The sequence below is a fragment of the Streptomyces axinellae genome, from assembly GCF_039532135.1.
GTDB lineage: Bacteria > Actinomycetota > Actinomycetes > Streptomycetales > Streptomycetaceae > Streptomyces > Streptomyces axinellae.
In genome coordinates, this window is the sequence record NZ_BAAARJ010000016.1 from 112647 (window position 1) to 135934 (window position 23288).

A 23288-nucleotide genomic window follows, 5' to 3' on the forward strand; every position below is an offset into this window, starting at 1 on the left:
GAGGCAAGTTGACCCCCAGGTCAAGAATGCCTCAGTGGCAGCGAAGGAGCACGCCCATGTCCCATGCGTCCCAAGTGATCGCCGTCTTCGGCGCCGGTACCGGCCTCGGTGCGTCGGTGGCCCGCCGCTTCGGGCGGGAGGGTTTCCGGGTGGCACTGGTGGCCCGCCGCAAAGACCGGCTGGACGCCCTCGTCGGCGAACTCGCCGGTGAGGGCATCGAGGCGGGCGCCTTCCCCGCCGACCTCTCCCAGCCGGCCGAAGTGCCCGCGCTCATCGGGGCGATCCGCGACCGGTTCGGCCGCATCGACGTGGTCGAGTACGGGCCGATCAGCGGCGACCAGAGCTTCACCCCGGCCGCCGAACTGGACGCGGCCACCCTCCAGGACCTCGTCCCGCTGCTGCTGCTCACCCCGGTCGAGGTGGTCCGGGCCGTACTGCCGGAGTGGACCGAGCGCGGCGACGGTGCCTTCCTTCTGGCCCACGGCTACTCGGCCGCGCACCCGATGCCCCACCTCAGCGGACTCGGCCCGGTGATGTCCGCCACCCGCAACTACCTGTACTCCCTCCACGCCGAGCTGGCCGGTACGGGCGTCTACGCCGGAGCCCTGACCATCGCGTCCCTGATCGCCCGCAGCGAGGTCTCCGCCAAGGCACAGGCCGCCATGGAATCCGCCTCCGCAGCGGTGCCGGAAGCAGTCCCGGGCGCGGCGGCCCCGGAAGCGGGCCCGGCGCCGGCCGGTCTCCCGCAGTTCTCGGTCGTCGACCCGGACGACCTCGCGCAGAGCTACTGGGAGATGTACACCGAGCGCGACCGCGTCGAGCGCTTCCACCCCGACTCGATGGCCCCGCAGGCCACAGCAGCGGGCCCGGACGGCGGCAGCGCGAACGGGCCGGAGACCGCGGTCTCCTGAACACCCCGGGGTGTCCTGACCCGCTTCTCAGCGGGCCCGGATATCGATGGTGGCCAAGTGGCGTCCGGACAGTGTGCGCACCTCGAAGCGGTCGAGTTCGGAGCGGGCGAAGGCCGCGCCGCCGTCGGTGTAGAGCGGCTTGTGCCATCGGGTGTCCGCGATGCCGTAGCCGTGCGCCGGCACCGCCCACGTGGTGACCGTCTGCTCCGTGCCGTCCTTGCCGACCGCGACCAGCTCGCAGCTCTCCGGGCCGCTTATGTGCCCCAACTGGAGGGCGACATGGGTGCCCCATGACTTCTTCTCCAGGGAGACGGTGGCCCGGGTCTCGGTGCCTACGTCAACCGTGGCGGTCTTCTCCCCTCGCTCGTACATCTGCCGGGCCGGGCTCGCCGCCTGCTCGGCGTCCCCGTCGTCCCCCAGCATCGCGAGGACGGCCAGCAGGCCCCCGACGACGACCAGCGCGAACACACCCGCTGCCAGCCACAGCCGGCGTGTGTCGCGCCTGCGGCGTTCCGCGGCGGCCTCGCCCGCCGTGTCGGTGAGCAACTGCTCCAGCAGTGCGGCCCGCGGACGCTCCGGCCGTTCGGCCCGTGGACGCTCCGGCACGGGCGGCCCGCCATCTCGCGCGTGCTCGGCGAGGAACGGGGTGAGCGCGGTCATGGATTTCAGCTCGACGGCACACCGGTCACAGCCCGCGAGGTGCTCCTCGTAGCGTTCGGCGTCGGCGGCGTCGAGGACACCCAGCGCGTAGGCGGCCACGTCGGTGTGCTGCACGGGCTCCGTAGCGGAGCCGGGCGAGGGGTGTGTGGTCACGGCGTCACCCTCCTTTCCTCCAGCGAGAGCTTCCGCGCTCGCCGCGCGTAGATTCATACGGGACCGGACCGTCCCTGGGGGTATACGTAAAACCCCCGCCCTCTCGTTCACTGTTCGGGCCCGGAAATGTGACCAATTTCGGGGGACACGGACCGCCCTTCCGGCCGGTGACGTCCACTTCTCATTCGCCGGCCCACGATATGGACGCTTTACAACGCCCGTTCAACCAAAGTCTTCTGAGGCAAACCTCAATTCCGGGCGCGGTTTTCCCTCCCCGAACGGGGCGGAAGCCGGGCGGCAGACCCCCATAGGAGGGGTACACATAGCGCCACCACGGCTCGGGTGGTGACGCCAGTGTGCCGCACGTGCGCGCTCCGTAGCGTCTGCGGCATGACGACGCCCGCGACACACCGCACCGCGACCGGCCCCCGCCCGGCCGGCACCCCGCACCCGGCCGAGGCCCTGCGCCTGGTCAAAGTCAGCAAGGTCTACGGCGGCGGAGGTGCCGACGGCAACGCGGTCACCGCGCTGGACGGGGTGACGCTGAGCCTGCCCGCCGGCAGCTTCACCGCCGTGATGGGCCCCTCGGGCTCCGGCAAGTCCACACTCCTCCAGTGCGCGGCCGGGCTGGAGCGGCCCGACCACGGGCTGGTGATGGTGGACGGCGCCGAGATGACGGGCGGAACGGAGGCGGAGCTGACGAAGTTCCGGCGCCGCCGGATCGGCTTCGTCTTCCAGGAGTACAACCTGATGCCGACGCTCACCGTCGAGGAGAACACCACGCTCCCGCTGAAGCTGGCCGGACGGCGCGTCAACCGCGCGCGGGCCCGCGAGATCCTCGCCCAGGTGGGGCTCGGGGACCGCCTGCGCCACCTGCCCGAACAGCTCTCCGGCGGCCAGCGGCAGCGCGTGGCCATCGCCCGCGCCCTCGTGGCCGAACCGAACGTGATCTTCGCGGACGAGCCCACCGGCGCACTGGACATGCGCAGCGCCCGCGAAGTGCTGGGCCTGCTCCAGCAGATGGTGCGCGCCTTCGGCCGGACGGTGGTCATGGTGACCCACGACCCGGTGGCCGCCTCGTACGCGGACGCCGTCCAGTTTCTGGCCGACGGGCGGCTGGCGGGCGCGCTGGCCTCGCCGAGCGTGGACGCGGTGGCCGAACGGCTCGCGCACCTGGGCGACGCGCTGGAGGCACCGGACCGGCGCCCCCTCGATCCCCGTCCGACGAGCCCGGCCGCCACCGCCCCCGATACCACCGATGCCCCCGCTGCCCCCGCGCGCCCCTTCGGAGCCTGACATGTTCTCCCTCGCCCTGCGCTCCGTGCGCAAGCGCCCCGGCCGGTTCGTGGCCACGCTGCTGACCGCCTTCCTCGGCGCGACGATCACCATGGCGTTCAACTCGCTGCACGACACGGCGGCCGTGGCCGGGATCGACGCCGACAGCGAGGAGACGCTGACCCTCTCGGCGAGCATCGTCGGCGGCTACGGCACCCTGCTCGTCTTCTTCGCGCTCGCCTCCACGCTCACCGTCAACGTGCGGCAGCGCGCCTCGGAGGTCGCCCTGCTGCGGCGCACCGGCGCCACCCCGGCACAGATCAAGCGCATGGTGGTGGGCGAGGCCGCGGTCGTCGCGCTCGCGGGCTGGGCACTGGCCCTGATACCGGCGATGTTCGGCGGGCGGGCGCTGGTGTGGATGTTCCAGGAGAGCGGCCAGGTCGCGGAGCGCATCGATCCGGCGTTCGGCCCGGTGGGGATCTCCGCCGGGCTGGCCATTACCCTGCTGGCCGCAACGGGCGCCTCGTTCCTCGCCGTACGCCGCGCCACCCGCGCGCTGGCCGGTGCCAGGCCGCCCCGGGGGCGGCTGCGCGCGGCGGCGGGTGTCGCCGCCCTGCTGGCGGGCGGCGGCGGCATCGCGGTGACCTTCGTCGTGGACCGGGACGCTGCCGCGCTGATGGCGGCACCCGGCTATGGCGCGATCATGCTGTCGGTCGGCTTCGCGACGCTGGCGCCCGCGCTGATGCGCGCTCTGCTGGCCGCGATCGGGCGCCCCGTGGCCATGCTCACCGGCGCCGGGGGCTATCTGGCGGTGCTCAACACCCGCCGCAGAGCGGCCCAGTCGAGCGGGGTACTGATGCCGCTCATCCTGTTCACCGGAATCGCCACCGGAACGGTGTCCATGCAGCTCATCAACAACGCGGCGATCAAGGCCGCCGGGCTGACCCGGACGGTCGAGGACAAGAACCTGGAGACGGTCAACCTGGTGGTCGTCGGCATCATCGCCGTCTTCTGCTGCGTCATGCTGATCAACACCCTGTACGCGTCCACGACCTACCGCGGCGGCGAGTTCGGCCGCCAGCGGCTGGCCGGCGCCACCCCGCGCCAGGTGCTGCGCACGGTCGGTGTCGAGGGTGCGCTCCTCACCGTGGTCGGTGTCTTCTTCGGCACGGTGGCCGGGCTGGCCGGCACGCTCGCCTTCAACTCCGTCCGCTCCGACGGCGGTTCGCTGCCCGGCAGCATCCCCGTGGTCTTCGCCGGTACGGCGGCCCTCGCGGCGGCGGCCACCTTGGCCACCCTCGTCACGACGGCCCGCCGCACGCTGCGCACTCCGGCCATCGACGCGGTGGCGGTGGCCGCGTGAACACCCCGTCCCCCGCCACCGGACCGCCGTACGCCGCCCCCGTCGCCCTCACACCCGGCGGGGGCCGTCGGCGGACCGGACGCAGGGGCGCTCAGGGGCCGGCCGGGTGGACGACCATCGCCGATCCGCCGCCACGCCGTTCCGTCTCCGCCGCCGCACGCCAGCGTCCCCCGGGCAGCCGCTGGATGCCGGTGGCCGCGCCGATCTCCGGGTTGCTCTTGAACGAGTGGCCCAGCGCCTCCAGTTGGCGGCGCACCTGGCTGTCCATCAGCCTCGGCTCCATCTCCGTCTGCGCCGCGTTGCGCTGGCTCGCACGCGGCGCCGCGATGGCATCGACCAGCGGCATGCCACGGTCCAGGTGGTTGACGAGCGTCTGGAGCACGGTCGTGATGATCGTCGCGCCGCCGGGCGAACCCAGCGCCAGCACCGGCTTGCCGTGCTTGAGCACCAGCGTCGGGGAGATCGAGGAGCGGGGCCGCTTGCCCGGGCCCGGCAGGTTCGGGTCGTGCACTCCGGGCGTGGCGGGCACGGCGGAGAAGTCCGTCAGCTCGTTGTTCAGCAGGAAGCCGCGCCCCGGCACGGCGATGCCGCTGCCGCCGGTCTGCTCGATGGTGAGGGTGTAGGCCACGACGTTGCCCCACTTGTCGGACGCCGTCAGATGCGTGGTGTTCTCCCCCTCGTAGGTGGTGGCCGCCCGCTCGTCGGCATCGCCCTGGTCGCACTGCCGCGGATGGCGCGGATCGCCGGGCGCCAGCGGGCTCTTGAGGGCCTTCTTGTCGTCGATCAGGCAGGCGCGGGAGTCCGCGAAGCGCTGCGAGACCAGTTCCCTGGTGGGCACGTCCTCCTGGGCGGGGTCGCCCACCCAGCGGCCCCGGTCGGCGAAGGCGATCCGGCTCGCCTCCAGATACCGGTGCAGGTACTGCTTCTGGCTCATGCCGCGCACATCGCCGCGCTCCAGGATGTTCAGCGCCTCCGCCACGCTGGTGCCGCCCGACGAGGAGGGCGCCATCCCGTACACGTCCAGTCCCCGGTAGTCCGTACGCGTCGGACGCTGCGAGCGCGTCGCGTACGCCTTGAGGTCCTTCGCGGTCATGTCGCCCGGCCGCACGGTGCGGCTCGCCCCGTCGGCGACCGGGGGCTTGCGTACGGTCCGCACGATGTCGCGGCCCAGCTCGCCCTTGTACAGCGCGTCGGTGCCCTTGCGGGACAACTCCTCGTAGGTGCGGGCCAGATCGGGGTTCTTGAGGGTCGAGCCCGCCTCGGGGAGCTTGCCGCCCGGCAGGAACAAGTCGGCGGTCGCCGGGAAGTCCCGGAACCGCGCCTCGTTGTCGGCCGTCTGCTTCCGGAAGGTCTCATCGACGGTGAACCCGCGCCGCGCCAGCCGCGTCGCCGGCTCCAGCGCCTGCCCCAGCGACTTGTTGCCGAACTCGCGCAGGGCCCTCTCCCACGTCGCGGGGGTGCCCGGCGTCCCGACGCCGAGGCCGCTGGTGACCGCCTCCTCGAAGGGGATCGCCTTCCCGTTCTCGGTGAGCAGGTCCTCATCCGCGCTGAGCGGGGCCTTCTCGCGGCCGTCGATGGTGTGCACCTTGCGGGTGGCCGCGTCGTAGTACACGAGGTATCCGCCACCGCCCACACCGGCGGAATACGGTTCCGTCACGCCGAGCGCAGCCGCCGTCGCCACTGCGGCGTCGGCGGCGGTGCCACCGCGCTTGAGCACCTCGATACCGGCTGCGGAAGCGTCGGCGTCCACGCTCGACACGGCTCCGCCATACCCCGTCGCCACGGGCGCCTTCACCGGGTCACGCCCCTGGTGCCCGCTCCCGACGGCGGGCACGGCCCCCGCCCCCACCAGCAGCGCCCCCAGCCCGAGCCCGGCCACCCACATCCTCCGCGCCCCGGCCGCGGATCTCGGTTCCGCCGCGACGGCGCTCAGCCGCACTCCGCGCGAGCGTCGGTGCCCGACCCGGCTCGCGCCAAGGCCGGACCACCGGCCCCCGCCATCGGACGGCCCGCCATCGGACGGCTGCGCGCCGGATGGCCCGCCGTCAGGGCGGAAAGGGGCGGGGGCGCGACCGTCCCGCCGAGAGCGGGAGTTCGGCTCCTCACAGGACGGACTCTGGTCATCAGGGGACGTCATCGGGGACCTCCTTGGCGGTGAACCGCGTCAGCGTAGTCCGCTTGACGCGCATGCGTCAGTACCGCCGCAGGGGTGCGTTCCGCGCCACGAGGCATCGCGCGCCGCCGCGTCACCGTGCGCTCAAGCCGGTCCGTGACCGCCCGGCATCGCGGAGCCGGCCACCGCGGGGGCGACGTCCACGGCCTCGTTCTTGACGTTGCCCCGCTCGCGCCGGGCCACCCAGGTCGCGAACCAGCTCAGCAGCATGCACAGGCCGATGTAGATCGCGGAGATCACGATGACGACGGGGATGAACGGCATCGTGTAGTCCATGTTGATCGCGATCAGGCGCCCGGCGTGCAGGAATTCCTCGTAGGTGATCAGGAATCCGAGCGAGGTGTCCTTGAGCGCCACGACGAGCTGGCTGATGATCGTCGGCAGCATGGCCCGCACCGCCTGCGGCACCAGTACATGGGTCATCACCTGCGTCTTGCGCATCCCCAGCGCGTAGGCCGCCTCGCGCTGGCCCCGGTCCACGGAGCGCACGCCGGAGCGGAAGACCTCGGCGAGGACGGAGCCGTTGTAGAGAGTCAGGCCGGCCACGAGCGCGGGGAGCGGCTGGACTTGGAGGGCGACGAAGATGAAGAAGATCATCACCAGGACGGGCATGGCCCGGAAGAACTCCACCAGCAGCATGCTCAGCCACCGCACGGGCCGGTGTTCAGACAGCCGCCCGGCGGCCAGCACGCCGCCGAGGGCCAGCGCGAGCACGGCGGCCATGGCGAAGGCTTTGAGGGTGTTGCCCAGGCCCCGCAACAGCAGTTCCTGGATGCCCCGGTATCCGAAGGGGCGCCACTTGACGAACGAGAACTGGCCTGTATCGACAAGGAGATAGATCACCCACGCCACCAGTGCCGCGAGCGCGAGCCCGGTGAGCACCCCGTAGCCAAGGTGCCGGGCGCGGGCGCGCGGTCCGGGGATGTCGTAGAGCGCGGAGGCACCGTGGCGCCGGGCCCGCTTCGGGGATCGCGGGGACACCGCTGGGCTCGGGCCGGGCGGGCCGGGGGCTCCGGGCGGCGGCGAGGAGGCGGGTGTGGTCATCGGGCGGCTCCCCAGCGCCGTTCCATCGCGTGGAAGAGCGCACTGATGGCGAGGGTCAGGATCAGATAGCCCAGCGCGATCCAGACGAAGGACCAAAGGACGCTGTAGCCGTTCTCGTTGAGCGTCTTGTAGGTGCTCAGCAGCTCGACGACGCTGAAGGAGCCCGCGATCGCGGAGTTCTTGGCGAGCGCGATCAGCGTGGAGCCGATCGGGGCGATGACGGTGCGCAGCGCCTGTGGCAGGACCACCGTGCTCAGCGACTGCCCGAAGCTCATGCCCAGACTGCGGGCCGCCTCGCCCTGGCCGAGCGGCACGGTGTTGATGCCCGCGCGGACCGCCTCGCAGATGAAGGCGGAGGTGTAGCAGCCCAGCGCCAGCACCGCGAACAGCTCGAACGGCAGCTCGACGCCGAAGCGGGGCAGCCCCAGCAGCATCGCGAAGAACAGCAGCGTGAGCGGGGTGTTGCGCAGCACCGTCACCCACGCGGTGCCCACCCAGCGCAGCGCCGCGACCGGCGCCACCCGGAAACCGGCCATGAGCACGCCCACGGCCAAGGCCAGCAGCGAGGAGTAGACGGTGAGCTTCAGGGTGCCGAGAAAGCCCTCGCCGTAGAGGGAGAAGTTGTCTGTCAGTACGTCCATGGGGCCGCTCGCTTCCTCTCAGCTCGTCAGCGCGTGATCGATGCGGGGAGGTCTGGGCGCGGGCACCCCGGAGAGGCCGAGGGTGGCGTCGTAGGCCCGCTTCCAGTCGCCGTCGTGCTCCCGCGCGGTGATCGCCTTGTCCAGCGCCCGCGCGAGCGCGCGGTCGGGGCGCGGGACGCCGATGCCGTAGGGCTCCTCGGAGAACGCCTTGCCGACGACCTTGAGGTGCTCGGGGTCCTTGGCCGCGTAGCCGAGCAGGATCGTGTCGTCCGTGGTCACCGCGTCGACCTGGTTGTTGAGCAGGTTGTCCACGCAGATCGCGTAGCTGTCGTAGGCGACGGCCACGGCCCGGGGGTAGTCGTGCTGGATGCGCTGGAGCGGGGTGGAGCCCACGGCCGAGCAGATCTTCTTGCCCGCGGTGTCCTGCGGGCCCCGTAGCTGCTTCTCATCCGCCCGCACCAGCAGCTTCTGGCCCGCGATGTAGTAGGGCCCGGCGAAGCCGACGAGCTTCTTGCGGCCGGGGTTGATGGTGTAGGTGCCCACGTAGTAGTCGATCTGGCCGTTCTGGAGGGCCGTCTCCCGGTTGGCGGAGGCGATGGCCTTGAACTGGATGTCTCTCTTGGGGTCGAAGCCGAGGGAGGCCGCGAGCATTTCGGCGATCTCCACGTCGAAGCCGGAGTAGACGCCGGTGGCCGGGTTCATCTCGCCCATGCCGGGCTGATCCTCCTTGACGCCGATGGTCAGCCGTCCGCGCTGCTTCGCGCTCTTCCAGGTCGGCGAGGAGGGCAGTGAGAAGCCCTTGTCCACGGCGTAGTGCGGCAGCTTCCCGGGCTGGGGCCCGCGCGCCGGGGGGCTGCCGTCGGCCCCGCATCCGGCGACCGCGAGAACGAGCAGGACGGCCCCGGCGATGCGGACGCGCGCGCCGCGGAGGCGGGCAGGAGTGTGGTGACGCATGACGCCCCCTCTCAGTGCTTGAGGATCTTGGAGAGGAAGTCCTTGGCGCGGGCGCTCTCGGGCGCCGTGAAGAAGCCCTCGGGGGTGCGGTCCTCGACGATCTGGCCGTCCGCCATGAAGACGACGCGGTTGGCCGCCGAGCGGGCGAAGCCCATCTCGTGGGTGACCACGACCATCGTCATGCCGTCCCTGGCCAGCTGCTGCATGACTTCGAGGACCTCGCTGATCATCTCCGGGTCCAGCGCCGAGGTCGGCTCGTCGAACAGCAGTGCCCGTGGATCCATGGCCAGCGCCCGCGCGATGGCGACCCGCTGCTGCTGGCCGCCGGACAGCTGCGCGGGGTACTTCGCGGCGTGCTCCGCCAGGCCGACCCGGCCCAGGAGTTCGCGGGCCCGCGTCATCGCCTCGTTCTTCTTCTTGCCGCGCACCTTGACCGGCGCGAGCATCACGTTCGCCAGTACCGTCTTGTGCGCGAAGAGGTTGAAGGACTGGAAGACCATGCCGACTTCGGTGCGCAGCCGGGCCAGTTCCTTTCCCTCGGCGGGGAGGGGGTGCCCTGCCAGGGTGATGGTGCCGGACTCGACGGTCTCCAGACGGTTGATGGTCCGGCACAGTGTGGACTTCCCCGAGCCCGAGGGGCCGATGACGACCACGACCTCTCCCTGGCCGACGGTCAGATCGATGTCCCTGAGCACATGCAGCTCGCCATAGCGCTTGTTGACGCCGCGCAGCTCGATCAGCGGTTCCATAGAAACCGGAAACTATCGGCCCGAATGGGGGTAGTTCCGGGATGACACGCAGTAGGGCGATACAACAGGAAATGGCCGTCATCTGGGCCTAGGTACGAAGGAAGCCCCTGGGTACCTAGCCTGCTGCCACGTCAGAGGCCATGGCCTCGGGGAGAGTCCGGAGACATCCGGTGAGAGGGGAGCCCTGCATGGGCAGTGCGGATGAGACCAGGCCGGTGTACCAGCGGATCGCCGACGATCTGCGCCGCCAGATCGACGAAGGGACGCTGCCGGTCGGCGCCCGTATCCCCTCCCGGGCCGAGCTGAAGCGCTCCTACGCGGCCAGCGACCAGACCGTGGACCGCGCCGTACGGGTACTCAAGTCGGCCGGCTACGCGGAAGGCCAGTTCGGGCGCGGGGTGTTCGTGACCGACCGCGCCCCCGCCGGCACCCTGCTGCGCTCGACCGGCGCCGTGGACTCCCCCTTCGCGGCTCAGGTCACCGGCCGCGCCGCCGACCCCGCACGGGGCACCGAAGCGGCGGCCGGGGACGACCGTGCGGGTGAATGCCCCGACGAGCACACCGGCCCCCACCCGGCACCCGAGCCGGGTGACGAGACGTCAGCCGTCGTGTGGGAGGCCACCTCCAGCACGGCGCGGGCACCCGAACACATCGCCGAACGCCTCGGCATCGAACCAGGCGACCCGGTGATGTGCACACAGTATGAATATCTCGCCGACCGCCGCCCCGTGCAGCTCGCCACCAGCTGGGAGCCGCTCGCCATCACCGAGGGGACCGACGTCATGTGCCCTGAACGAGGCCCCTACGCCCGCCGGGGCGTCCGGGGCCGGCTGGCCGCCATCGGGATCCGGGTGGTACGCGCCGTGGAACTCGTCGGCGCCCGGCCCGCGACCAGCCCCGAGGCCGAAACCCTGGGCTGTTCCCCGGGGCAGTGCGTCACCGCCGTCGAACGCACCCACTACGACGAGGACGGGCGCGCGGTGGAGACCTCCGACATCGTCGTACGCGCCGACCGCTGGCGGCTCGAATACGGCATCACCTTCACGGGCTGAACCCTGAGACCGGCCGCCGCAGCCCCCGCCGCCCCGCACCGGGCCTCAGCCCTCGCTGGCCTCCGCGTACGCCTGGGACAGCTCCGGCGAGCCCGTCTCCGCCCACGCCGTGCCCTCCTCCAGCACGTCCATCTCCCGCCCGGACGGCAGCAGCACCACCGGCTGCCCGTCGGGCCACTGCACCCAGCGGGCACCCGGCACCGTGCGGACGATCACCGACCCCAGGTACAGTCCCGCGTCGGTGCCCAGCCACGGGGAGACCTCGGGATCCCCGCGCCAGTTGGGCGGCAGCTGGTCGAGCGCCGCCAAGGAGTCCACCGAGTCGTCGAGTTCGAGGCCCGCACCCCTCGCCTGCTCGCGCAGCAACTCGCACTCGGAGAGCAGTTGCGCCGCGCTCTCCGGGTCGCTGGACAGGGCGTCGGTCAGCGCGACCCCGTCCGCGCCGGGGCGAGTCCTGCGCCAGTTGTCCAGAAAGGGGAAGTGCATATGGCTCAGCGTGGCACCCACGCAGGCCCCGGCACCATAGGCGCGCTGTGTGAGAGGGCCGCCCGGTTGCCCCGCCGGACACCTTGACGCCGCTTCCCCGTCTCCCTACTTTCACCCCGCCCGGATCCAATCCGGGGTGCAGGCAAGGGTGTTGAAGTCCCACGAGAGGGCAATCACGTGCACAGACGCCTCTGGACCAGCTCCGTCACGCTGCTGGTGGCCACCGCCACGGCCACCGGACCGGCGTTGACGGCAGCAGCACAAGGCCGTACGGCCAGACCGTCGGCGGCCCCGGCCGCCTCCGTCCCGCACCGTCCGCTCCCCCTGGAGCGCCTGTTCGACAACCGCGCCATCAGCGACGACACGCGCCCCGGCGCGGCCGACTTCGACGGGTCCGGGCACTCCCTCTCGGCGCAGGACCTCTCGCGGGCCGGATGGCGGCCAGGCGCCCGCCTCGACCTCGACGGGACCCCGCTGCGCATGCCCGACCGCTCCCCCGGCACCGCCGACAACGTGCGCGCCGACGGACAGCACGTTCAGCTGACGGGGCGCGGCAGCGCCCTCACCTTCCTGGTGGCCGCCACCTCACCCGGCGGCGCGGGCGAGCCCGTCACCGGATCCGGCACCCTGCGCTACCGCGACGGTTCGCGCGGCTCCTACACCCTCAGCGCCGCCGACTGGCGCGGCGGCCCGCTCGGCACCAAGGCCGTCGCCCTGCCCCATCTCAACGCCCGCGAGGGCGGGCAGCTGTCCGAGAAGGCGCGGCTGTACGCCGTCACGGTGCCGCTGGAGCCCGGCCGCACCCTCAGCTCCGTCCAACTGCCCGCGGACCCGGGCGGCGAGGCGGATCTGCACGTCTTCGACGCCGCCGTGCGGCCCGCGGGGGACGGCTGGAGCGGCACCTGGTCCGCGAGCACCGGCGGCTACACGGGTACCGGGCCGTGGCAGGACCAGACGCTGCGGCTGGTCGTGCACACCTCGGCGGGCGGGCCGCGCGCCCGTATCCGGCTGGAGAACACCTTCGCCGCCGAGCTCGTGCGCATCGGCCACGCCTCGATCGCCGTCCAGCGCGAGGGCGCCGCCACCGAGGGCAGGCCCGCGCGCCTCACCTTCGGTGGCGGGCATGCGGGCACCCGGATCGCCGCGGGGGCCCGCGCGGTCAGCGACCCGGTCGGCTTCGATGTACCGGCCGATACGAATCTGCTGGTCAGCATCCATCTGCCGGATCCGGTCAGCGCCGCGCCCGTGCACAGCGCGGCCATCCAGCGCTCGTACCTGAGCGAGGGCGGCAGCGGGGATCGCACCGGGGAGAGCGGCGGGGGCGCCTACACCCGCTCCCTGAGCGTGTGGCCCTTCCTCACCGGCGTCGATGTCCAGGGCGGGCCCGGCTCCGTCGTCACTCTGGGCGACTCCATCACCGACGGGGTGCGCTCGACGGAGGGCGCCAACGCGCGCTGGCCCGACGTGTTGGCCCGCCGCCTGCAAGGCCAGGGCGAGGCGCCCCGGTACGGCGTCCTCAACCACGGCATCTCCGCCAACCGCGTCGTCACCGACCGCTACCCCGGCGACGGCGTCAGCGCCGACACGGCAGGCGTCAGCGCCCGGCACCGCCTGGAGCGGGACGTCCTGGGCCAGACCGGCGCCAGGACGGTGATCCTCTTCGAGGGCATCAACGACGTGCGGTGGGGCACCCCGGCGGGAGAGGTCATCGACGGCATGAAGGCCATCGCCGCACGGGCCCGGGAGCGCGGCCTGCGCGTTCTGGTGGCGACCATCACGCCCTGCGAGGGCTACAAGGACTGCACCCCCACCGTGAACGCGCAACGGCTGGCGGTCAACGCCTTCGTGCGGGGGGATACGGGCCACTTCGACGGGGTCCTCGACTTCGACGCCGCCATACGGGATCCGCAGCGGCCCGCGCGGATGCTGCCCGAGTACGACTCGGGGGACCATCTGCACCCGGGGGACGCGGGATTGCGGGCGCTGGCCGAGTCCATCGACCTGAGCGACCTGGGGGATGTCTGAGGCGGGGCCCGCCGGGGGCCCGGTCACACGTCGAGGTCCACGACCACCGGGGCGTGGTCGGAGGCGCCCTTGCCCTTCCTGGCCTCGCGGTCCACGTAGGCGTCCCGCACGGCGGCGCCGAACGCCTCGTCTCCGTAGACCAGATCGATGCGCATGCCCCGGTTCTTGGGGAAGCACAGCTGGCGGTAGTCCCAGTAGGTGAAGGGGACGTCGTACTTCAGGGGGCGCGGGTAGATGTCCTTCAGGCCCGCGCCCTCCAGCGCGGCGAGCGCCTCCCGCTCGCGCTGGGTGACATGGGTGGCGCCCTCGAACTCGGCCAGGTCCCACACGTCCGCGTCGGCCGGCGCGATGTTGAAGTCGCCGAGAATCGCGAACGGCTGCGGGCCGCCGGCGGACTTCTCCGCCGTGGCCCGCAGCGCGGCCAGCCACTCCAGCTTGTACTCGTAGTGGGGGTGCCCCACCTCGCGCCCGTTGGGCACATAGACGGACCACACCCGCACCCCGCCGCAGGTGGCCCCCGCCGCGCGGGCCTCCACGACGCCCTCGTACCCCGGGGCTTCCGGGAGGGCGGTGGCGGGGTCCTCCACGCCCACGCGGGAGAGGACCGCGGCGCCGTTCCACCGGCCGCCGGCGTTCACCACCGACTCATAGCCCAGCGCCCGCAGCTCGTCGCCGGGGAACGCCTCCTCGGAGACCTTCAGCTCCTGTAGGCAGAGCACGTCGGGCTGGGCCGTCTCCAGCCACTGCGTCAGACGCGGCAGCCGGGCGGTGATCGAGTTGATGTTCCAGGTGGCGATACGCATGCATCCGAACTTACCGCGCCAGTCCGACACTCTCCCCGGGCGTCAGATGGCCGTGCGCGGCACCGCCGGTGCCGGGGCCGCCCTCGCCCAGCATGCGGCCCAGGACGGCCAGCCCGTTGTCGTTGAGCAGACCGTCATGGATGTCGTAGACGTAGGCCGGGCTGACGGCGCGCACATAGTCCAGGATCTCGGAGAACTTGTTCCACGGGGCGTGCAGCGGCAGCAGCAGCGTCTTCACGGGGCGCTCGGGGACGGTGAGCGCGTCCCCGGGGTGGAAGACCAGGCCGTCCACGACATAGCCGACGTTGGTGATGCGTGGCATGTCCGGGTGGATGACCGCGTGCAGTTCCCCGTGCACCTCGATCTGGAATCCGGCCGCCTCGAAGGTGTCGCCGTGCCCGACCGTGTGCACGCGGCCCGGGAAGGCGCCGGAGAGCTGGTCGGCGACGCTGCGCAGCGTCCAGATCCCGGCCGCCGGGTTGGCCTCCATCGCGGCGCGCAGCCGCAGCTCGTCGAAGTGGTCGGCGTGCTCGTGGGTGACCAGCAGCACGTCGGCGCCCAGCGCCGCGTCCTGCTCGCTGAAGCCGCCCGGGTCGATGACCAGGGTCCGGCCGCCCTTCTCCAGACGCACACAGGAGTGGCCCTTTTTGGTGAGGGCCGAGGTGTCGTTCGCGTCAGTTCCCATGCCGCCCATTGTCCTCTTCGGCCGCCCTCCGGTCCTCCGGAGTGGTCTCCTCGCGGATGACGCGCTGGGCGACGGCGAAGGCGGACTGCGCCGCGGGCACCCCGCAGTAGACGGAGGTCTGCAACAGCACCTCCTTGATCTCGTCGGGGGTGAGCCCGTTGCGCAGCGCGGCGCGGGTGTGGGAGGCCAGCTCCTCGTAGTGGCCGCCGGCGGTGAGCGCGGTCAGGGTGATCACCGAGCGGGTACGGCGGTCGATGCCGGTGCGGGTCCAGATCTCACCCCAGGCGTAGCGGGTGGCGAAGTGCTCGAAGTCGCCGGTGAAGTCGTCGGCCGCCTCGGTCGCCCGGTCCACATGGGCGTCCCCCAGGACCTCGCGGCGCACCTTCATCCCGGCCTCGAACGCGTCGCTGCGCTGTGCCGCCCGCTCGCCGGACTCCAGCTCGGCCACGGCCGACGCCTGCTGCGGGACGGGCGCGATGACCGGCGCGGGGGCGGGCGGTCCGGCGGCCGACTCCTGCCAGGTGGTGGTGAAGTGCCGGATGAGCAGGTCGGTGACCGCGCCCGGCTGCTCGACGGGGGTCAGGTGCGAGGCGCCCGGCACGATCGCCAGCCGCGCGTCGGGGATCCCGGCGACCAGTGCGCGGGCCTCGGCCGGCGGGGTGGCCTCGTCCTCGGCCCCGGCCACCACCAGGGTCGGCACCCCTATGCCTCCCAGGGAGTCCTTGGCGTCGAAGGCGGCCAGGGCCTCGCAGGCGGCGATGTAGCAGCCCGGGTCGGTGGTCCGCACCATCTGCACCGCCCACTCGACGATGGCGGGCTGCGCCGCGGCGAAGCTCGTGGTGAACCAGCGCTCGGGTGTGGTGCGGGCGATGGGGTCCAGCCCGTTGGTGCGGATGACGACGCCGCGCTGGCGCCAGCTGTCGGGCGTGCCGTAGCGCGGCGAGGAGGAAACGAGCGCCAGCGAGGTCACCCGCTGCGGTGCCGCCAGCGCGAGCTGGATGCCGAGAGCGCCGCCGATGGAGCAGCCCGCGTAGCCGAAGCGCTCGATGCCGAGGCTGTCGAGGGTGGCCAGCAGCCGCTCGGCCAGCGCGGTGGCCGAGTCGGCGGAGTAGGCGGGCGAGCCGCCGTGGCCGGGCAGGTCGAACCTGAGCACCCGCCAGTGGCGGGTCAGCTCCGGGATCTGCCGGTCCCACATGTGCCACGTCGTCCCCAGGGCGGGGCCCAGGACGAGTACGGGCGCGTCGTCGGACCCGTCGGTCCTGTGTTGCAGCGTCTGGGCGGGGGTCACCGTGCTTCACCTCGGACAGGCGGTCGGGAGCTGACGGGGAGGGGGAGGGAGGGGTCGCTTTCGCTCACGCGTGCACGCTATCGAGCGCCGCACGCGCGAGGCCGCGCGGGGCCGCGCACACAAGGCACCGGGGCCCGCTCGTGAAGACGGTGTGCGGGGAGCGGGGATCCTGTGTGCGGCGGCCCACTCAGGGCTTGGCCGTGGAGACGGCGTAGACGTGCGGGCGCTTGGCGTATGTGCTGTCCACGACGAGGGCGGTATCCGGCTTGCTCCCGGACTCGTGGTGGACGAGGCCCGAGTAGCGGTGGCCCGGCTCGTCGAAGCGCCAGCCGACCTCTCTGGCCTGCTTGCCGGTGATGGCGATCCTGCCCTTGTGCAGGGACTTCCGGGTGGTGCCCATCTCGTGCAGGAACTCGGTGAGTTTCTTCTGGCTCGTACGGAACTCCACCCACATCCTGCTCTTGCCCCACGAGTTCTCCTCGTAGAACGCCACCCGGGTCGCGAACAGGGGGACGGGCACGTTGTAGATGCGCTGGTTGACCTTGGGCGGGCGGGCGTAGGTGAGGCTGGTGGCCGCCGCGGCGCGTTCCTTGTCCTTGCCGCTCTCCCGGCTCTGGAAGGCCGACTGCACCAGGTAGCCGCCCGGCAGGGCGATCAGCAGGACCACGATGAGCAGCACGAAGCCCCGGTGCCGGGGCCGGTGCGGGGGGCGCTCGTGCGGGTCGGGGGTCTCGTCCGTGTGAGGCATGGGGGTGGGGGTCCCGGGGGCGGGGGGCTCGGTGGTGGAGGCCGCTGCGGTCACTGACCCACCGCCCGGCGCAGGTTGTCCGCCGCGCGCTCGTACCGCTCGTAGCGCTCCAGGCGGCGCCGGTTGGCCCGGCGGAAGCGACGGGCCACCAGCCGCGCCAGGTCGGCAGCCCCGACCATACCCGCCTCGGGACCGAGCTGGGCCTTGACGATGCGGGCCTCGGGGCGGTAGCCGCGGCCGGTCAGCTGGCGCCGGAAGGCGTCCCTGGCCGGATCGATCAGCAGCTCGTCGGCCGCGCTGACGCCGCCGCCGATCACGAAGCAGGACGGGTCCAGGGCCGCCGCGAGGTTGGCGATGCCGACGCCCAGCCAGGCGCCGATCTCCTGGAGCAGTTCCGTGCACATGGCGTCACCGGAGCGGGCCAGCTCGGTGATGAGCGGCCCGGTGATGTCGCCGACCTGGCCGCCGACCCGGTCGATGATCCCGTACGCCACCGGGGACTCGGCCGCCGCCAGCTCCCGCGCCTCGCGCACCAGCGCGTTGCCCGAGCTGTACTGCTCCCAGCAGCCCCGGTTCCCGCACGGGCAGCGGTGGCCGCCGGGCACGACCTGCATGTGGCCGAACTCGCCCGCGACCCCGTACTTGCCCCGTTTGACGCGCCCGTCCTCCAGGATGGCGCCCCCGATCCCCGTCCCCAGCGTGATCATCACCAGGTGGTCCTCGCCCCGGCCGGCGCCGAAGCGCCACTCGCCCCAGGCGGCGGTGTTCGCGTCGTTGTCGACCATCACCGGGACGGCGAGGCGGGCGGTGAGGGCGTCCTTGAGGGGCTCGTCCCGCCAGGCCAGGTGGGGGGCGAACAGGACGCGGGATCTGTCGGCGTCGATCCAGCCGGCCGCGCCGATGCCCACGGCGTGCACGTCGTGCCGGTCGGAGAGGTCGAGCACCAGCTCGGCGATGGTGTCCTCGACGACCTTGGGGCTCTTGGACTTCTCGGGCGTCTCCGCCCTGACCTTCTCCAGAATCGTCCCGTCCGCGTCCACGACACCGGCCATGACCTTGGTGCCGCCGATGTCGATGCCGACGGTGGGGACGCGGGGGGCCGACAGGTGCGAGCGGCGCTCGCGCGTGCTGACCGTCCGCAGGACGCTGGCGCTGGGCCTGGTCCTGCGCGGATAGACCCTCTCACCTCGCTGGAAACTGTCCATGCTCAACTGTGGTCGTCCCTTGTGGTGTGGTCACCGGCCCGGCCGATTCTGCCAGGCGTCCACGGTACGTCGTCGCCCGCAGCCGTGCTCGGGCATCCCGTGGTGGGCACCCGGCACCCGGCACCGGGGCGCCCCCGAGGGGCGCGGGGAACCGCGCGCCCAGCCACAACGCGCCCGCGGCCCGCGATGCACAACCCGGGGCAACCAGGGGCACGGCCCCGGGCAGCCCCTACCGCTCCAGCTCGTGCGACAGCTCTTCCAGCTCGGAGCCGCCCGCCATCTGCCGGACCAGTTCGTCCAGCTCCAGATCCGCCTTCTCGTACGCGCCGGCCATGGCCCCCCGCTTCAGGAGGACGAAGCGGTCGCCGACCAGGTAGGCGTGGTGCGGGTTGTGCGTAATGAGGACCACGCCGAGGCCGGCGTCCCGCGCGGCGGCCACGTATTTGAGGACGACGCCGCTTTGCTTGACACCCAGTGCCGCCGTCGGCTCGTCCAGGACGAGCACTTTCGCGCCGAAGTGCACCGCGCGGGCGATGGCCACGGACTGCCGCTCGCCGCCGGAGAGGGTGCCGATGGGCTGGTCCACGTCGCGCAAGTCGATGCCCATGCGCAGCAGTTCACTGTGGGTGGTGCGGCGCATGTAGGGCACGTCGAGGCGGCGGAAGGGGCCCCGGCCGGTGCTGGGCTCGGAGCCGAGGAAGAAGTTGCGCCACACGGGCATGAGCGGGACGACGGCGAGGTCCTGGTAGACCGTGGCGATGCCGCGGTCCAGGGCCTCGCGGGGGGAGCCGAGGTCGGCGGGGGCGCCCTGGATGTGGAAGGTGCCGGTGTCGTGCCGGTGCAGCCCGGCGATGATCTTGATGAGGGTGGACTTGCCCGCGCCGTTGTCGCCGAGGACGCAGGTGATCTCTCCGGCGTGCACGCGCAGGGAGACGTCCTCCAGCGCGCGGATGTTGCCGTAGAACTTGCTGACCTCGCTCAGCTCCACCAGCGGTTCGGTGCCGGGGTCCGCCGGGGCGGTCTCGGGGGTCGTGTCGGTCATCGGGTCGCCTCCGCCCGCTTACGGATCCACGCGTTCAAGAGCGTCGCGAGCAGCAGCATCGCGCCCAGGAAGAACTTGAACCAGTCCGGGTTCCACTGGGCGTAGACGATGCCCTTGTTGCTCATGCCGAAGATGAGGGCGCCGACGGCCGCGCCCACCGCCGAGCCGTAGCCGCCGGTGAGCAGGCAGCCGCCGATGACGGCGGCGGCGATGTAGATCAGCTCGTTGCCGACGCCCTCGCCGGACTGGACGGTGTCGTAGTTGAACAGCAGGTGCTGGCCCGAGATCCAGGCGGCGAAGGCGACGCCCAGGTAGAGCCCGATCTTCGTGCGCGCCACCGGTACGCCGACGGCGCGGGCCGCGTCCACTCCGCCGCCGACGGCGAAGATCCAGTTGCCGGCGCGGGTGCGCAGCAGGATCCACGTCGCCACGGCCACCAGCACCACCCACCACAGCACGGTGATCTGGAGATCGACACTGCCCAGCGTCACCTGCGAGGCGAAGACCTGCCGCGCCGAGTCGAAGCCCTCCATGTCGCCGATGGTCTTGGTGGTGACGGTGCCACTGATCAGCTTGGTGAGGCCGAGGTTGAGGCCCGTCAGCATCAGGAACGTGGCGAGCGTGATGATGAAGCTGGGGAGTTTGGTGCGGGTGAGCATGAAGCCGTTGAAGAAGCCGATGGCCAGGGTGACCAGCAGCGAGACCCCGACGCCGACCCAGACGTTCGCCGTCATCTGGTAGCTGAACATCGAGGAGACCAGCGCCGAGGAGGTCACCATGACGCCGGTCGACAAGTCGAACTCGCCGCCGATCATCAGCAGCGCCACGGGGACGGCCATGATCCCGATCGTGGAGGAGAAGTAGAGCACCGTGGAGAGGCTGGAGGGCCGCAGGAAGCTGTCGGCCACGAAGGCGAAGAAGAGGAACAGCGCGATGGCGCCCACCACGGCGCCCAGCTCGGGTCTGCGCATCAGCCGGGCGGGCAGCGAGCGGCGCACCAGCCGCTCATCGACCTTCGCCGGCTGGGGCGCGGGCTTGCCCGGCTCCCCCTGCCCCCCGGGCCCGGCCGGTGTATCCGGTCCCGCCGTGCCGGTCATCGGGTCCCCCGCTTCGTCAGCGCTTCCAGCTTGCCCGCGTCCTTCTTGGTGAGGATCTGCGGTCCGGTGAGCACGGGCTTGCCGCCGCCGAGCATGTCGGCGTTGAAGCGGTGGAGCCAGAGCAGGTCCACCGCCTCGTAGCCCTGGAGGTAGGGCTGCTGGTCCACGGCGAAGCCGATGGAGCCGTCCTTGAGACCGGCGGCAACCTTGGCGTTGAGGTCGAAGGTGTCGATCTCCGCCTTGCTGCCGGCGTCGTCCTTGGCGGCTGCCGCGGTGGGCGCGAAGGGCGCGCCGAGGGTGACGACGGTGTCCACCTTCTTGTCGGACTGGAGCTTGGCCTCCACGGACGACTGGACGCCGGGCATGTTGGTGCCGTCCACGTACAGGTCCTCGACCTTGCCGTCGAAGGTCTTCTTGATGCCCTCGCAGCGCTGTTCGTGGCCGACGTTGCCCTGTTCGTGCAGGAGGCAGATGGCCTTCTTGCGGCCCCGGTCGTTCAGCTCGCGGCCCACGGCCTCACCGGCCAGGGTCTCGTCCTGGCCGATGTGGGTCAGCGCGCCGAAGGAGCGCGACTTCTCCTGGCCCGAGTTGACCGTGATGACCGGAATGCCCGCCTTGACGGCCTTTTTGACGACGCTCTTCATCGCGTCCGGCTTGGCCAGCGTGACGATCAGCCCATCGACCTTCTTGTCGATCGCGGTCTGCACGAGCTGCGCCTGGCGGCCCGCCTCCTTGTCGTGTGAGTAGAGGAACTCGATGTTGTCCTTGGCCGCCGCCTGCTTGGCGCCGCTCTGGACGATGTCCCAGTAGGTGTCACCGTCGCCCGAGTGCGTCACCATGGCGACCTTCCAGCGCGGCGTGGTGACGTTGGCCTTGCCGGAGGCCGCCTGGTCACGGGCCTCCTCCGCCCTCTTGCCGCCGGTGCTGCTGCACCCGGCGAGCCCGGCCACCGCCGCGACGACCGCGGCCATCACGGCCCCCGTCACACGCACGGACGCACGGGACCTCTGCACGCTGGCCACGGTGTTCTGCCCTCTCGGTACGGATACGTCGATACGAATACGCCTGCGGTCGCGAGACCGGAAGACCGCCCAGGATCTTCGCACAAGTATCCGCCACCGTGACCGGGAAGGAAGCCACGGGTCTCATCCGCCACCCCCTACCGCCTTCCGCGCGCGGTGTGGGCCTCGACGTGTCCAGCACTGCTCTGCGCCTCCTCTCCGCCCGTCTGCGGCAGCACCGTCGCGCGACCGGCTCCCGCTGGAGGCGTCCGAGCCCCGGCCGCCAGGCCCTGCTCGCACCCGCCCACCCGCGGATGGGGCACACGTATGTCCAGCTCGCGGCCGGACTCGGCATCGGAACCACGACCGCCTACCGGTACGCCACCGAGGCTGTCCAACTCCTGGCAGATCTCGCGCCGCCCACCCCGTCCGTAGCGATCCGGATTGCGGCCGCCGAAGGCGTTCGTGATCCGTGATCCCCGACGGCACACTCCTGCCGATCAACCGCCTCGCCTTCCACTCCGGGAAACACGAGAAGCGCAGGAGGAACCCGCAGGTCCTCACGGATCCCTTCAGCCGGCTGCTGTGGGCCTCGCCGGCCCTGCCCGGCGCCGTCCACGATGTCCGCGCGGCCCGCGAGCACGCATCGCCGACACCCTTGCCGCAGCCGACATCAAGTGCTGGGCGGACAAGGCGTATCGGGGTTCTGGCGAAACCGTCCGCGCCCCCTGCTGGGGCCGCCGGGAAACCCTTTCCTCCGGTCGGAAAGCCGTCAACCGGTCCCATGCGAAGATCCGCGCACTCGTCGAGCAGGCCATGGCCCCCCTCAAAGCCTGGCGGCTCCTCCGCAGGCGTTCGGCTCGGTGTGGGAACGTCGCGGTGAATCGTGTCGGATGAGCTGTGGGACCGTCTGGAACGGTTGCTGCCGCAGCGTGAGCGCGGGTCCCCGTGTCCCGGCCGCAAGGCGTTGCCGGAGCGCGAGGTGCTGTGCGGGATCCTCTTGCGTGCTGCGACCGGGACGGTCCACCGTGATCGGAAGGCGGCTCGCGGGACGAGCGCACGCGAAACGGCTGGTATTACTGGGGCATGCAGGAAGAGATTGCACGCTCCGCGATCGACACGTTCATCTCCGCGTTCAACGCCTCGGACGACGTCTATGTGACCGCCCTGCTCTCCCAGGCTCTGACCTCAGACGTCGTCTTCTGGGGGCCGTTGGGTCGCAGCGAAGGGATCGCGGCGGTCGAGCGGTTCGTGCTGGACATCCGGCGCCACCCGGCGGGGACCGGCACGATGGTGCGCTGCTCGGCGGTGGACATGCCCGACGAGTGGGCCCGGTACCAGTGGGTCTTCACCACGCCTGATGGAGGTCCCCGCCTGGCGGGAACGGACGTCGTCCATCTGCGGCGGAGCCTCATCGACCAGGTCATCGTCTTTGCCGGGGAGATCGAACCGACCGCCTCCTGAGTCATCCTTCTGTCACTGCCCTTCTCCTGAACCTGCCCCCTTCGGCGCTCGGGGGCTGTGGTTCGCGGTTGGTCAGGCTGCGGTGGTGGGAGTCGGCCAGGGTGAACTGCCGCAGCGGGCCGAAGTGGGCCTTGACCGGATGGCCCAGGAAGCGCAGGTCGGAGTGAAGCACCGCTCGGCCTTGTCTTCTTCGCCCAGCGGCGGATGTCCGCGCCGGTGTGGGCGGAGAGGTTCTCCAGGATGACGCAGACCGGGGCGGCGTCGAGTCGGGCGGCGCGGATCGACTTGGGCGCGGCCAGAGTGGTGGCGGTGCCCTTGCGACGTCGGTTGACGCCCCACAGGCGGTCGTCGCCCACGGAGTAGCAGCCGTGGAAGTACCGCGCGCGTCCGGGGCAGGCAGTATGCCCGCCTCCGACGGCCCGTACATGCCGGTCGGCCGGCCCGAAAGCCTGACCGTCCCCTCGCGCGA

At 71.8% G+C, this 23288-nt stretch carries 21 protein-coding genes and 3 pseudogenes; 8 read left to right on the forward strand and 16 right to left on the reverse strand.

The window, feature by feature from the left end:
• Nucleotides 1-56: 56 nt before the first annotated feature.
• The gene (locus tag ABD339_RS23305; RefSeq protein WP_344568374.1) at nucleotides 57-911 is read left to right on the forward strand and encodes an SDR family NAD(P)-dependent oxidoreductase; all 855 of its coding nucleotides are present in this window, start codon (nucleotides 57-59) and stop codon (nucleotides 909-911) included.
• A gap of 27 nt (nucleotides 912-938) precedes the next feature.
• On the opposite strand, the gene ABD339_RS23310 is transcribed toward ABD339_RS23305, so the two are convergent.
• Nucleotides 939-1724 carry an anti-sigma factor family protein gene (locus ABD339_RS23310; RefSeq protein ID WP_344568375.1) on the reverse strand — a complete coding sequence of 262 codons (786 nt, stop codon included), beginning with the start codon at nucleotides 1722-1724 and terminating at the stop codon, nucleotides 939-941.
• Nucleotides 1725-2114: 390 nt separating this feature from the next.
• Between ABD339_RS23310 and ABD339_RS23315 the strand changes: the two genes are divergently transcribed.
• Together ABD339_RS23315 and ABD339_RS23320 are read left to right on the forward strand one after the other, a co-directional pair.
• Nucleotides 2115-3020, forward strand: coding sequence for an ABC transporter ATP-binding protein (locus ABD339_RS23315; protein WP_344568376.1), 906 nt, complete (start codon nucleotides 2115-2117; stop codon nucleotides 3018-3020).
• Nucleotide 3021: 1 nt separating this feature from the next.
• On the forward strand, nucleotides 3022-4362 hold the full coding sequence (locus ABD339_RS23320; RefSeq protein WP_344568377.1) for an FtsX-like permease family protein: 1341 nt from the start codon (nucleotides 3022-3024) through the stop codon (nucleotides 4360-4362).
• Nucleotides 4363-4453: 91 nt separating this feature from the next.
• Here the strand turns inward: ABD339_RS23320 and ggt are convergent, their stop codons facing one another.
• The 5 genes from ggt to ABD339_RS23345 form a co-directional block, all read right to left on the reverse strand.
• Nucleotides 4454-6247, reverse strand: coding sequence for a gamma-glutamyltransferase (gene ggt / locus ABD339_RS23325; RefSeq protein ID WP_344568378.1), 1794 nt, complete (start codon nucleotides 6245-6247; stop codon nucleotides 4454-4456).
• 372 nt (nucleotides 6248-6619) lie between these two features.
• Entirely contained in the window at nucleotides 6620-7579 is a 960-nt protein-coding gene (locus ABD339_RS23330; protein ID WP_425576070.1) for an amino acid ABC transporter permease, read from the reverse strand.
• Nucleotides 7576-8220: an amino acid ABC transporter permease gene (locus tag ABD339_RS23335; protein ID WP_344568379.1), complete on the reverse strand. Its 645-nt coding sequence runs from the start codon at nucleotides 8218-8220 to the stop codon at nucleotides 7576-7578. The genes ABD339_RS23330 and ABD339_RS23335 overlap by 4 nt, the downstream gene beginning before the upstream one ends.
• Nucleotides 8221-8238: 18 nt before the next feature.
• Nucleotides 8239-9174, reverse strand: a complete 936-nt coding sequence (locus ABD339_RS23340) for a glutamate ABC transporter substrate-binding protein (protein ID WP_344568380.1) — start codon at nucleotides 9172-9174, stop codon at nucleotides 8239-8241.
• Nucleotides 9175-9185: 11 nt separating this feature from the next.
• Entirely contained in the window at nucleotides 9186-9923 is a 738-nt protein-coding gene (locus ABD339_RS23345) for an amino acid ABC transporter ATP-binding protein (protein WP_344568381.1), read from the reverse strand.
• A 188-nt stretch (nucleotides 9924-10111) separates the two neighbouring features.
• Between ABD339_RS23345 and ABD339_RS23350 the strand changes: the two genes are divergently transcribed.
• Nucleotides 10112-10975, forward strand: coding sequence for a GntR family transcriptional regulator (locus tag ABD339_RS23350; RefSeq protein WP_344568382.1), 864 nt, complete (start codon nucleotides 10112-10114; stop codon nucleotides 10973-10975).
• Between the two features lie 45 nt (nucleotides 10976-11020).
• Here the strand turns inward: ABD339_RS23350 and ABD339_RS23355 are convergent, their stop codons facing one another.
• Entirely contained in the window at nucleotides 11021-11461 is a 441-nt protein-coding gene (locus tag ABD339_RS23355) for a DUF6278 family protein (protein ID WP_344568458.1), read from the reverse strand.
• Between the two features lie 177 nt (nucleotides 11462-11638).
• On the opposite strand from ABD339_RS23355, the gene ABD339_RS23360 reads away from it, so the two are divergent.
• On the forward strand, nucleotides 11639-13486 hold the full coding sequence (locus tag ABD339_RS23360; protein ID WP_344568383.1) for an SGNH/GDSL hydrolase family protein: 1848 nt from the start codon (nucleotides 11639-11641) through the stop codon (nucleotides 13484-13486).
• A 23-nt stretch (nucleotides 13487-13509) separates the two neighbouring features.
• Here the strand turns inward: ABD339_RS23360 and ABD339_RS23365 are convergent, their stop codons facing one another.
• The 8 genes from ABD339_RS23365 to ABD339_RS23400 all read right to left on the reverse strand — a co-directional run bounded on the left by ABD339_RS23365 (nucleotide 13510) and on the right by ABD339_RS23400 (nucleotide 21325).
• Nucleotides 13510-14289 carry an exodeoxyribonuclease III gene (locus tag ABD339_RS23365; protein ID WP_344568384.1) on the reverse strand — a complete coding sequence of 260 codons (780 nt, stop codon included), beginning with the start codon at nucleotides 14287-14289 and terminating at the stop codon, nucleotides 13510-13512.
• 10 nt (nucleotides 14290-14299) lie between these two features.
• On the reverse strand, nucleotides 14300-14974 hold the full coding sequence (locus ABD339_RS23370; RefSeq protein ID WP_344568385.1) for an MBL fold metallo-hydrolase: 675 nt from the start codon (nucleotides 14972-14974) through the stop codon (nucleotides 14300-14302).
• Entirely contained in the window at nucleotides 14964-16262 is a 1299-nt protein-coding gene (gene pcaDC / locus ABD339_RS23375; protein ID WP_344568386.1) for a bifunctional 3-oxoadipate enol-lactonase/4-carboxymuconolactone decarboxylase PcaDC, read from the reverse strand. Before pcaDC ends, ABD339_RS23370 begins: the two co-directional genes overlap by 11 nt.
• A 187-nt stretch (nucleotides 16263-16449) precedes the next feature.
• The gene (locus ABD339_RS23380) at nucleotides 16450-17010 is read right to left on the reverse strand and encodes a hypothetical protein (protein ID WP_344568387.1); all 561 of its coding nucleotides are present in this window, start codon (nucleotides 17008-17010) and stop codon (nucleotides 16450-16452) included.
• A 50-nt stretch (nucleotides 17011-17060) separates the two neighbouring features.
• On the reverse strand, nucleotides 17061-18215 hold the full coding sequence (locus tag ABD339_RS23385) for an ROK family glucokinase (RefSeq protein ID WP_344568388.1): 1155 nt from the start codon (nucleotides 18213-18215) through the stop codon (nucleotides 17061-17063).
• Nucleotides 18216-18444: 229 nt separating this feature from the next.
• On the reverse strand, nucleotides 18445-19257 hold the full coding sequence (locus ABD339_RS23390) for an ATP-binding cassette domain-containing protein (RefSeq protein WP_344568389.1): 813 nt from the start codon (nucleotides 19255-19257) through the stop codon (nucleotides 18445-18447).
• The gene (locus ABD339_RS23395) at nucleotides 19254-20354 is read right to left on the reverse strand and encodes an ABC transporter permease (protein WP_344568390.1); all 1101 of its coding nucleotides are present in this window, start codon (nucleotides 20352-20354) and stop codon (nucleotides 19254-19256) included. Before ABD339_RS23395 ends, ABD339_RS23390 begins: the two co-directional genes overlap by 4 nt.
• A complete protein-coding gene (locus ABD339_RS23400) occupies nucleotides 20351-21325 on the reverse strand; it encodes a sugar ABC transporter substrate-binding protein (protein ID WP_344568459.1) in 975 nt (324 codons plus the stop codon). Before ABD339_RS23400 ends, ABD339_RS23395 begins: the two co-directional genes overlap by 4 nt.
• A gap of 209 nt (nucleotides 21326-21534) precedes the next feature.
• Between ABD339_RS23400 and ABD339_RS23405 the strand changes: the two are divergent.
• From ABD339_RS23405 to ABD339_RS23415, 3 genes and pseudogenes are all read left to right on the forward strand, one after another.
• Nucleotides 21535-22252 (forward strand): annotated as a pseudogene (locus ABD339_RS23405) (transposase family protein).
• Nucleotides 22239-22373: pseudogene (locus ABD339_RS23410) on the forward strand (IS5/IS1182 family transposase); the annotation flags it as partial. The pseudogenes ABD339_RS23405 and ABD339_RS23410, both read left to right, overlap by 14 nt.
• 68 nt (nucleotides 22374-22441) lie before the next feature.
• Complete coding sequence (locus tag ABD339_RS23415) at nucleotides 22442-22819, forward strand: nuclear transport factor 2 family protein (RefSeq protein ID WP_344568391.1); 378 nt, start codon at nucleotides 22442-22444, stop codon at nucleotides 22817-22819.
• A 70-nt stretch (nucleotides 22820-22889) separates the two neighbouring features.
• On the opposite strand, the pseudogene ABD339_RS23420 reads toward ABD339_RS23415, so the two are convergent.
• Nucleotides 22890-23199 (reverse strand): annotated as a pseudogene (locus ABD339_RS23420) (IS630 family transposase); the annotation flags it as partial.
• Between the last annotated feature and the right edge of the window lie 89 nt (nucleotides 23200-23288).

Bases quoted from the DNA above. Each gene is read 5' to 3' on its own strand.
- ABD339_RS23335 (WP_344568379.1), bottom strand. From the start codon at position 8,220: ATGGACGTACTGACAGACAACTTCTCCCTCTACGGCGAGGGCTTTCTC.
- ABD339_RS23350 (WP_344568382.1), top strand. From the start codon at position 10,112: ATGGGCAGTGCGGATGAGACCAGGCCGGTGTACCAGCGGATCGCCGAC.
- ABD339_RS23320 (WP_344568377.1), top strand. From the start codon at position 3,022: ATGTTCTCCCTCGCCCTGCGCTCCGTGCGCAAGCGCCCCGGCCGGTTC.
- ABD339_RS23395 (WP_344568390.1), bottom strand. From the start codon at position 20,354: ATGACCGGCACGGCGGGACCGGATACACCGGCCGGGCCCGGGGGGCAG.
- ABD339_RS23385 (WP_344568388.1), bottom strand. From the start codon at position 18,215: ATGGACAGTTTCCAGCGAGGTGAGAGGGTCTATCCGCGCAGGACCAGG.
- ABD339_RS23390 (WP_344568389.1), bottom strand. From the start codon at position 19,257: ATGACCGACACGACCCCCGAGACCGCCCCGGCGGACCCCGGCACCGAA.
- ABD339_RS23370 (WP_344568385.1), bottom strand. From the start codon at position 14,974: ATGGGAACTGACGCGAACGACACCTCGGCCCTCACCAAAAAGGGCCAC.
- ABD339_RS23365 (WP_344568384.1), bottom strand. From the start codon at position 14,289: ATGCGTATCGCCACCTGGAACATCAACTCGATCACCGCCCGGCTGCCG.
- ABD339_RS23380 (WP_344568387.1), bottom strand. From the start codon at position 17,010: ATGCCTCACACGGACGAGACCCCCGACCCGCACGAGCGCCCCCCGCAC.
- ABD339_RS23340 (WP_344568380.1), bottom strand. From the start codon at position 9,174: ATGCGTCACCACACTCCTGCCCGCCTCCGCGGCGCGCGCGTCCGCATC.
- ABD339_RS23345 (WP_344568381.1), bottom strand. From the start codon at position 9,923: ATGGAACCGCTGATCGAGCTGCGCGGCGTCAACAAGCGCTATGGCGAG.
- ABD339_RS23330 (WP_425576070.1), bottom strand. From the start codon at position 7,579: ATGACCACACCCGCCTCCTCGCCGCCGCCCGGAGCCCCCGGCCCGCCC.
- ABD339_RS23305 (WP_344568374.1), top strand. From the start codon at position 57: ATGTCCCATGCGTCCCAAGTGATCGCCGTCTTCGGCGCCGGTACCGGC.
- ABD339_RS23415 (WP_344568391.1), top strand. From the start codon at position 22,442: ATGCAGGAAGAGATTGCACGCTCCGCGATCGACACGTTCATCTCCGCG.
- ggt (WP_344568378.1), bottom strand. From the start codon at position 6,247: ATGTGGGTGGCCGGGCTCGGGCTGGGGGCGCTGCTGGTGGGGGCGGGG.
- ABD339_RS23355 (WP_344568458.1), bottom strand. From the start codon at position 11,461: ATGCACTTCCCCTTTCTGGACAACTGGCGCAGGACTCGCCCCGGCGCG.
- ABD339_RS23400 (WP_344568459.1), bottom strand. From the start codon at position 21,325: ATGGCCGCGGTCGTCGCGGCGGTGGCCGGGCTCGCCGGGTGCAGCAGC.
- ABD339_RS23315 (WP_344568376.1), top strand. From the start codon at position 2,115: ATGACGACGCCCGCGACACACCGCACCGCGACCGGCCCCCGCCCGGCC.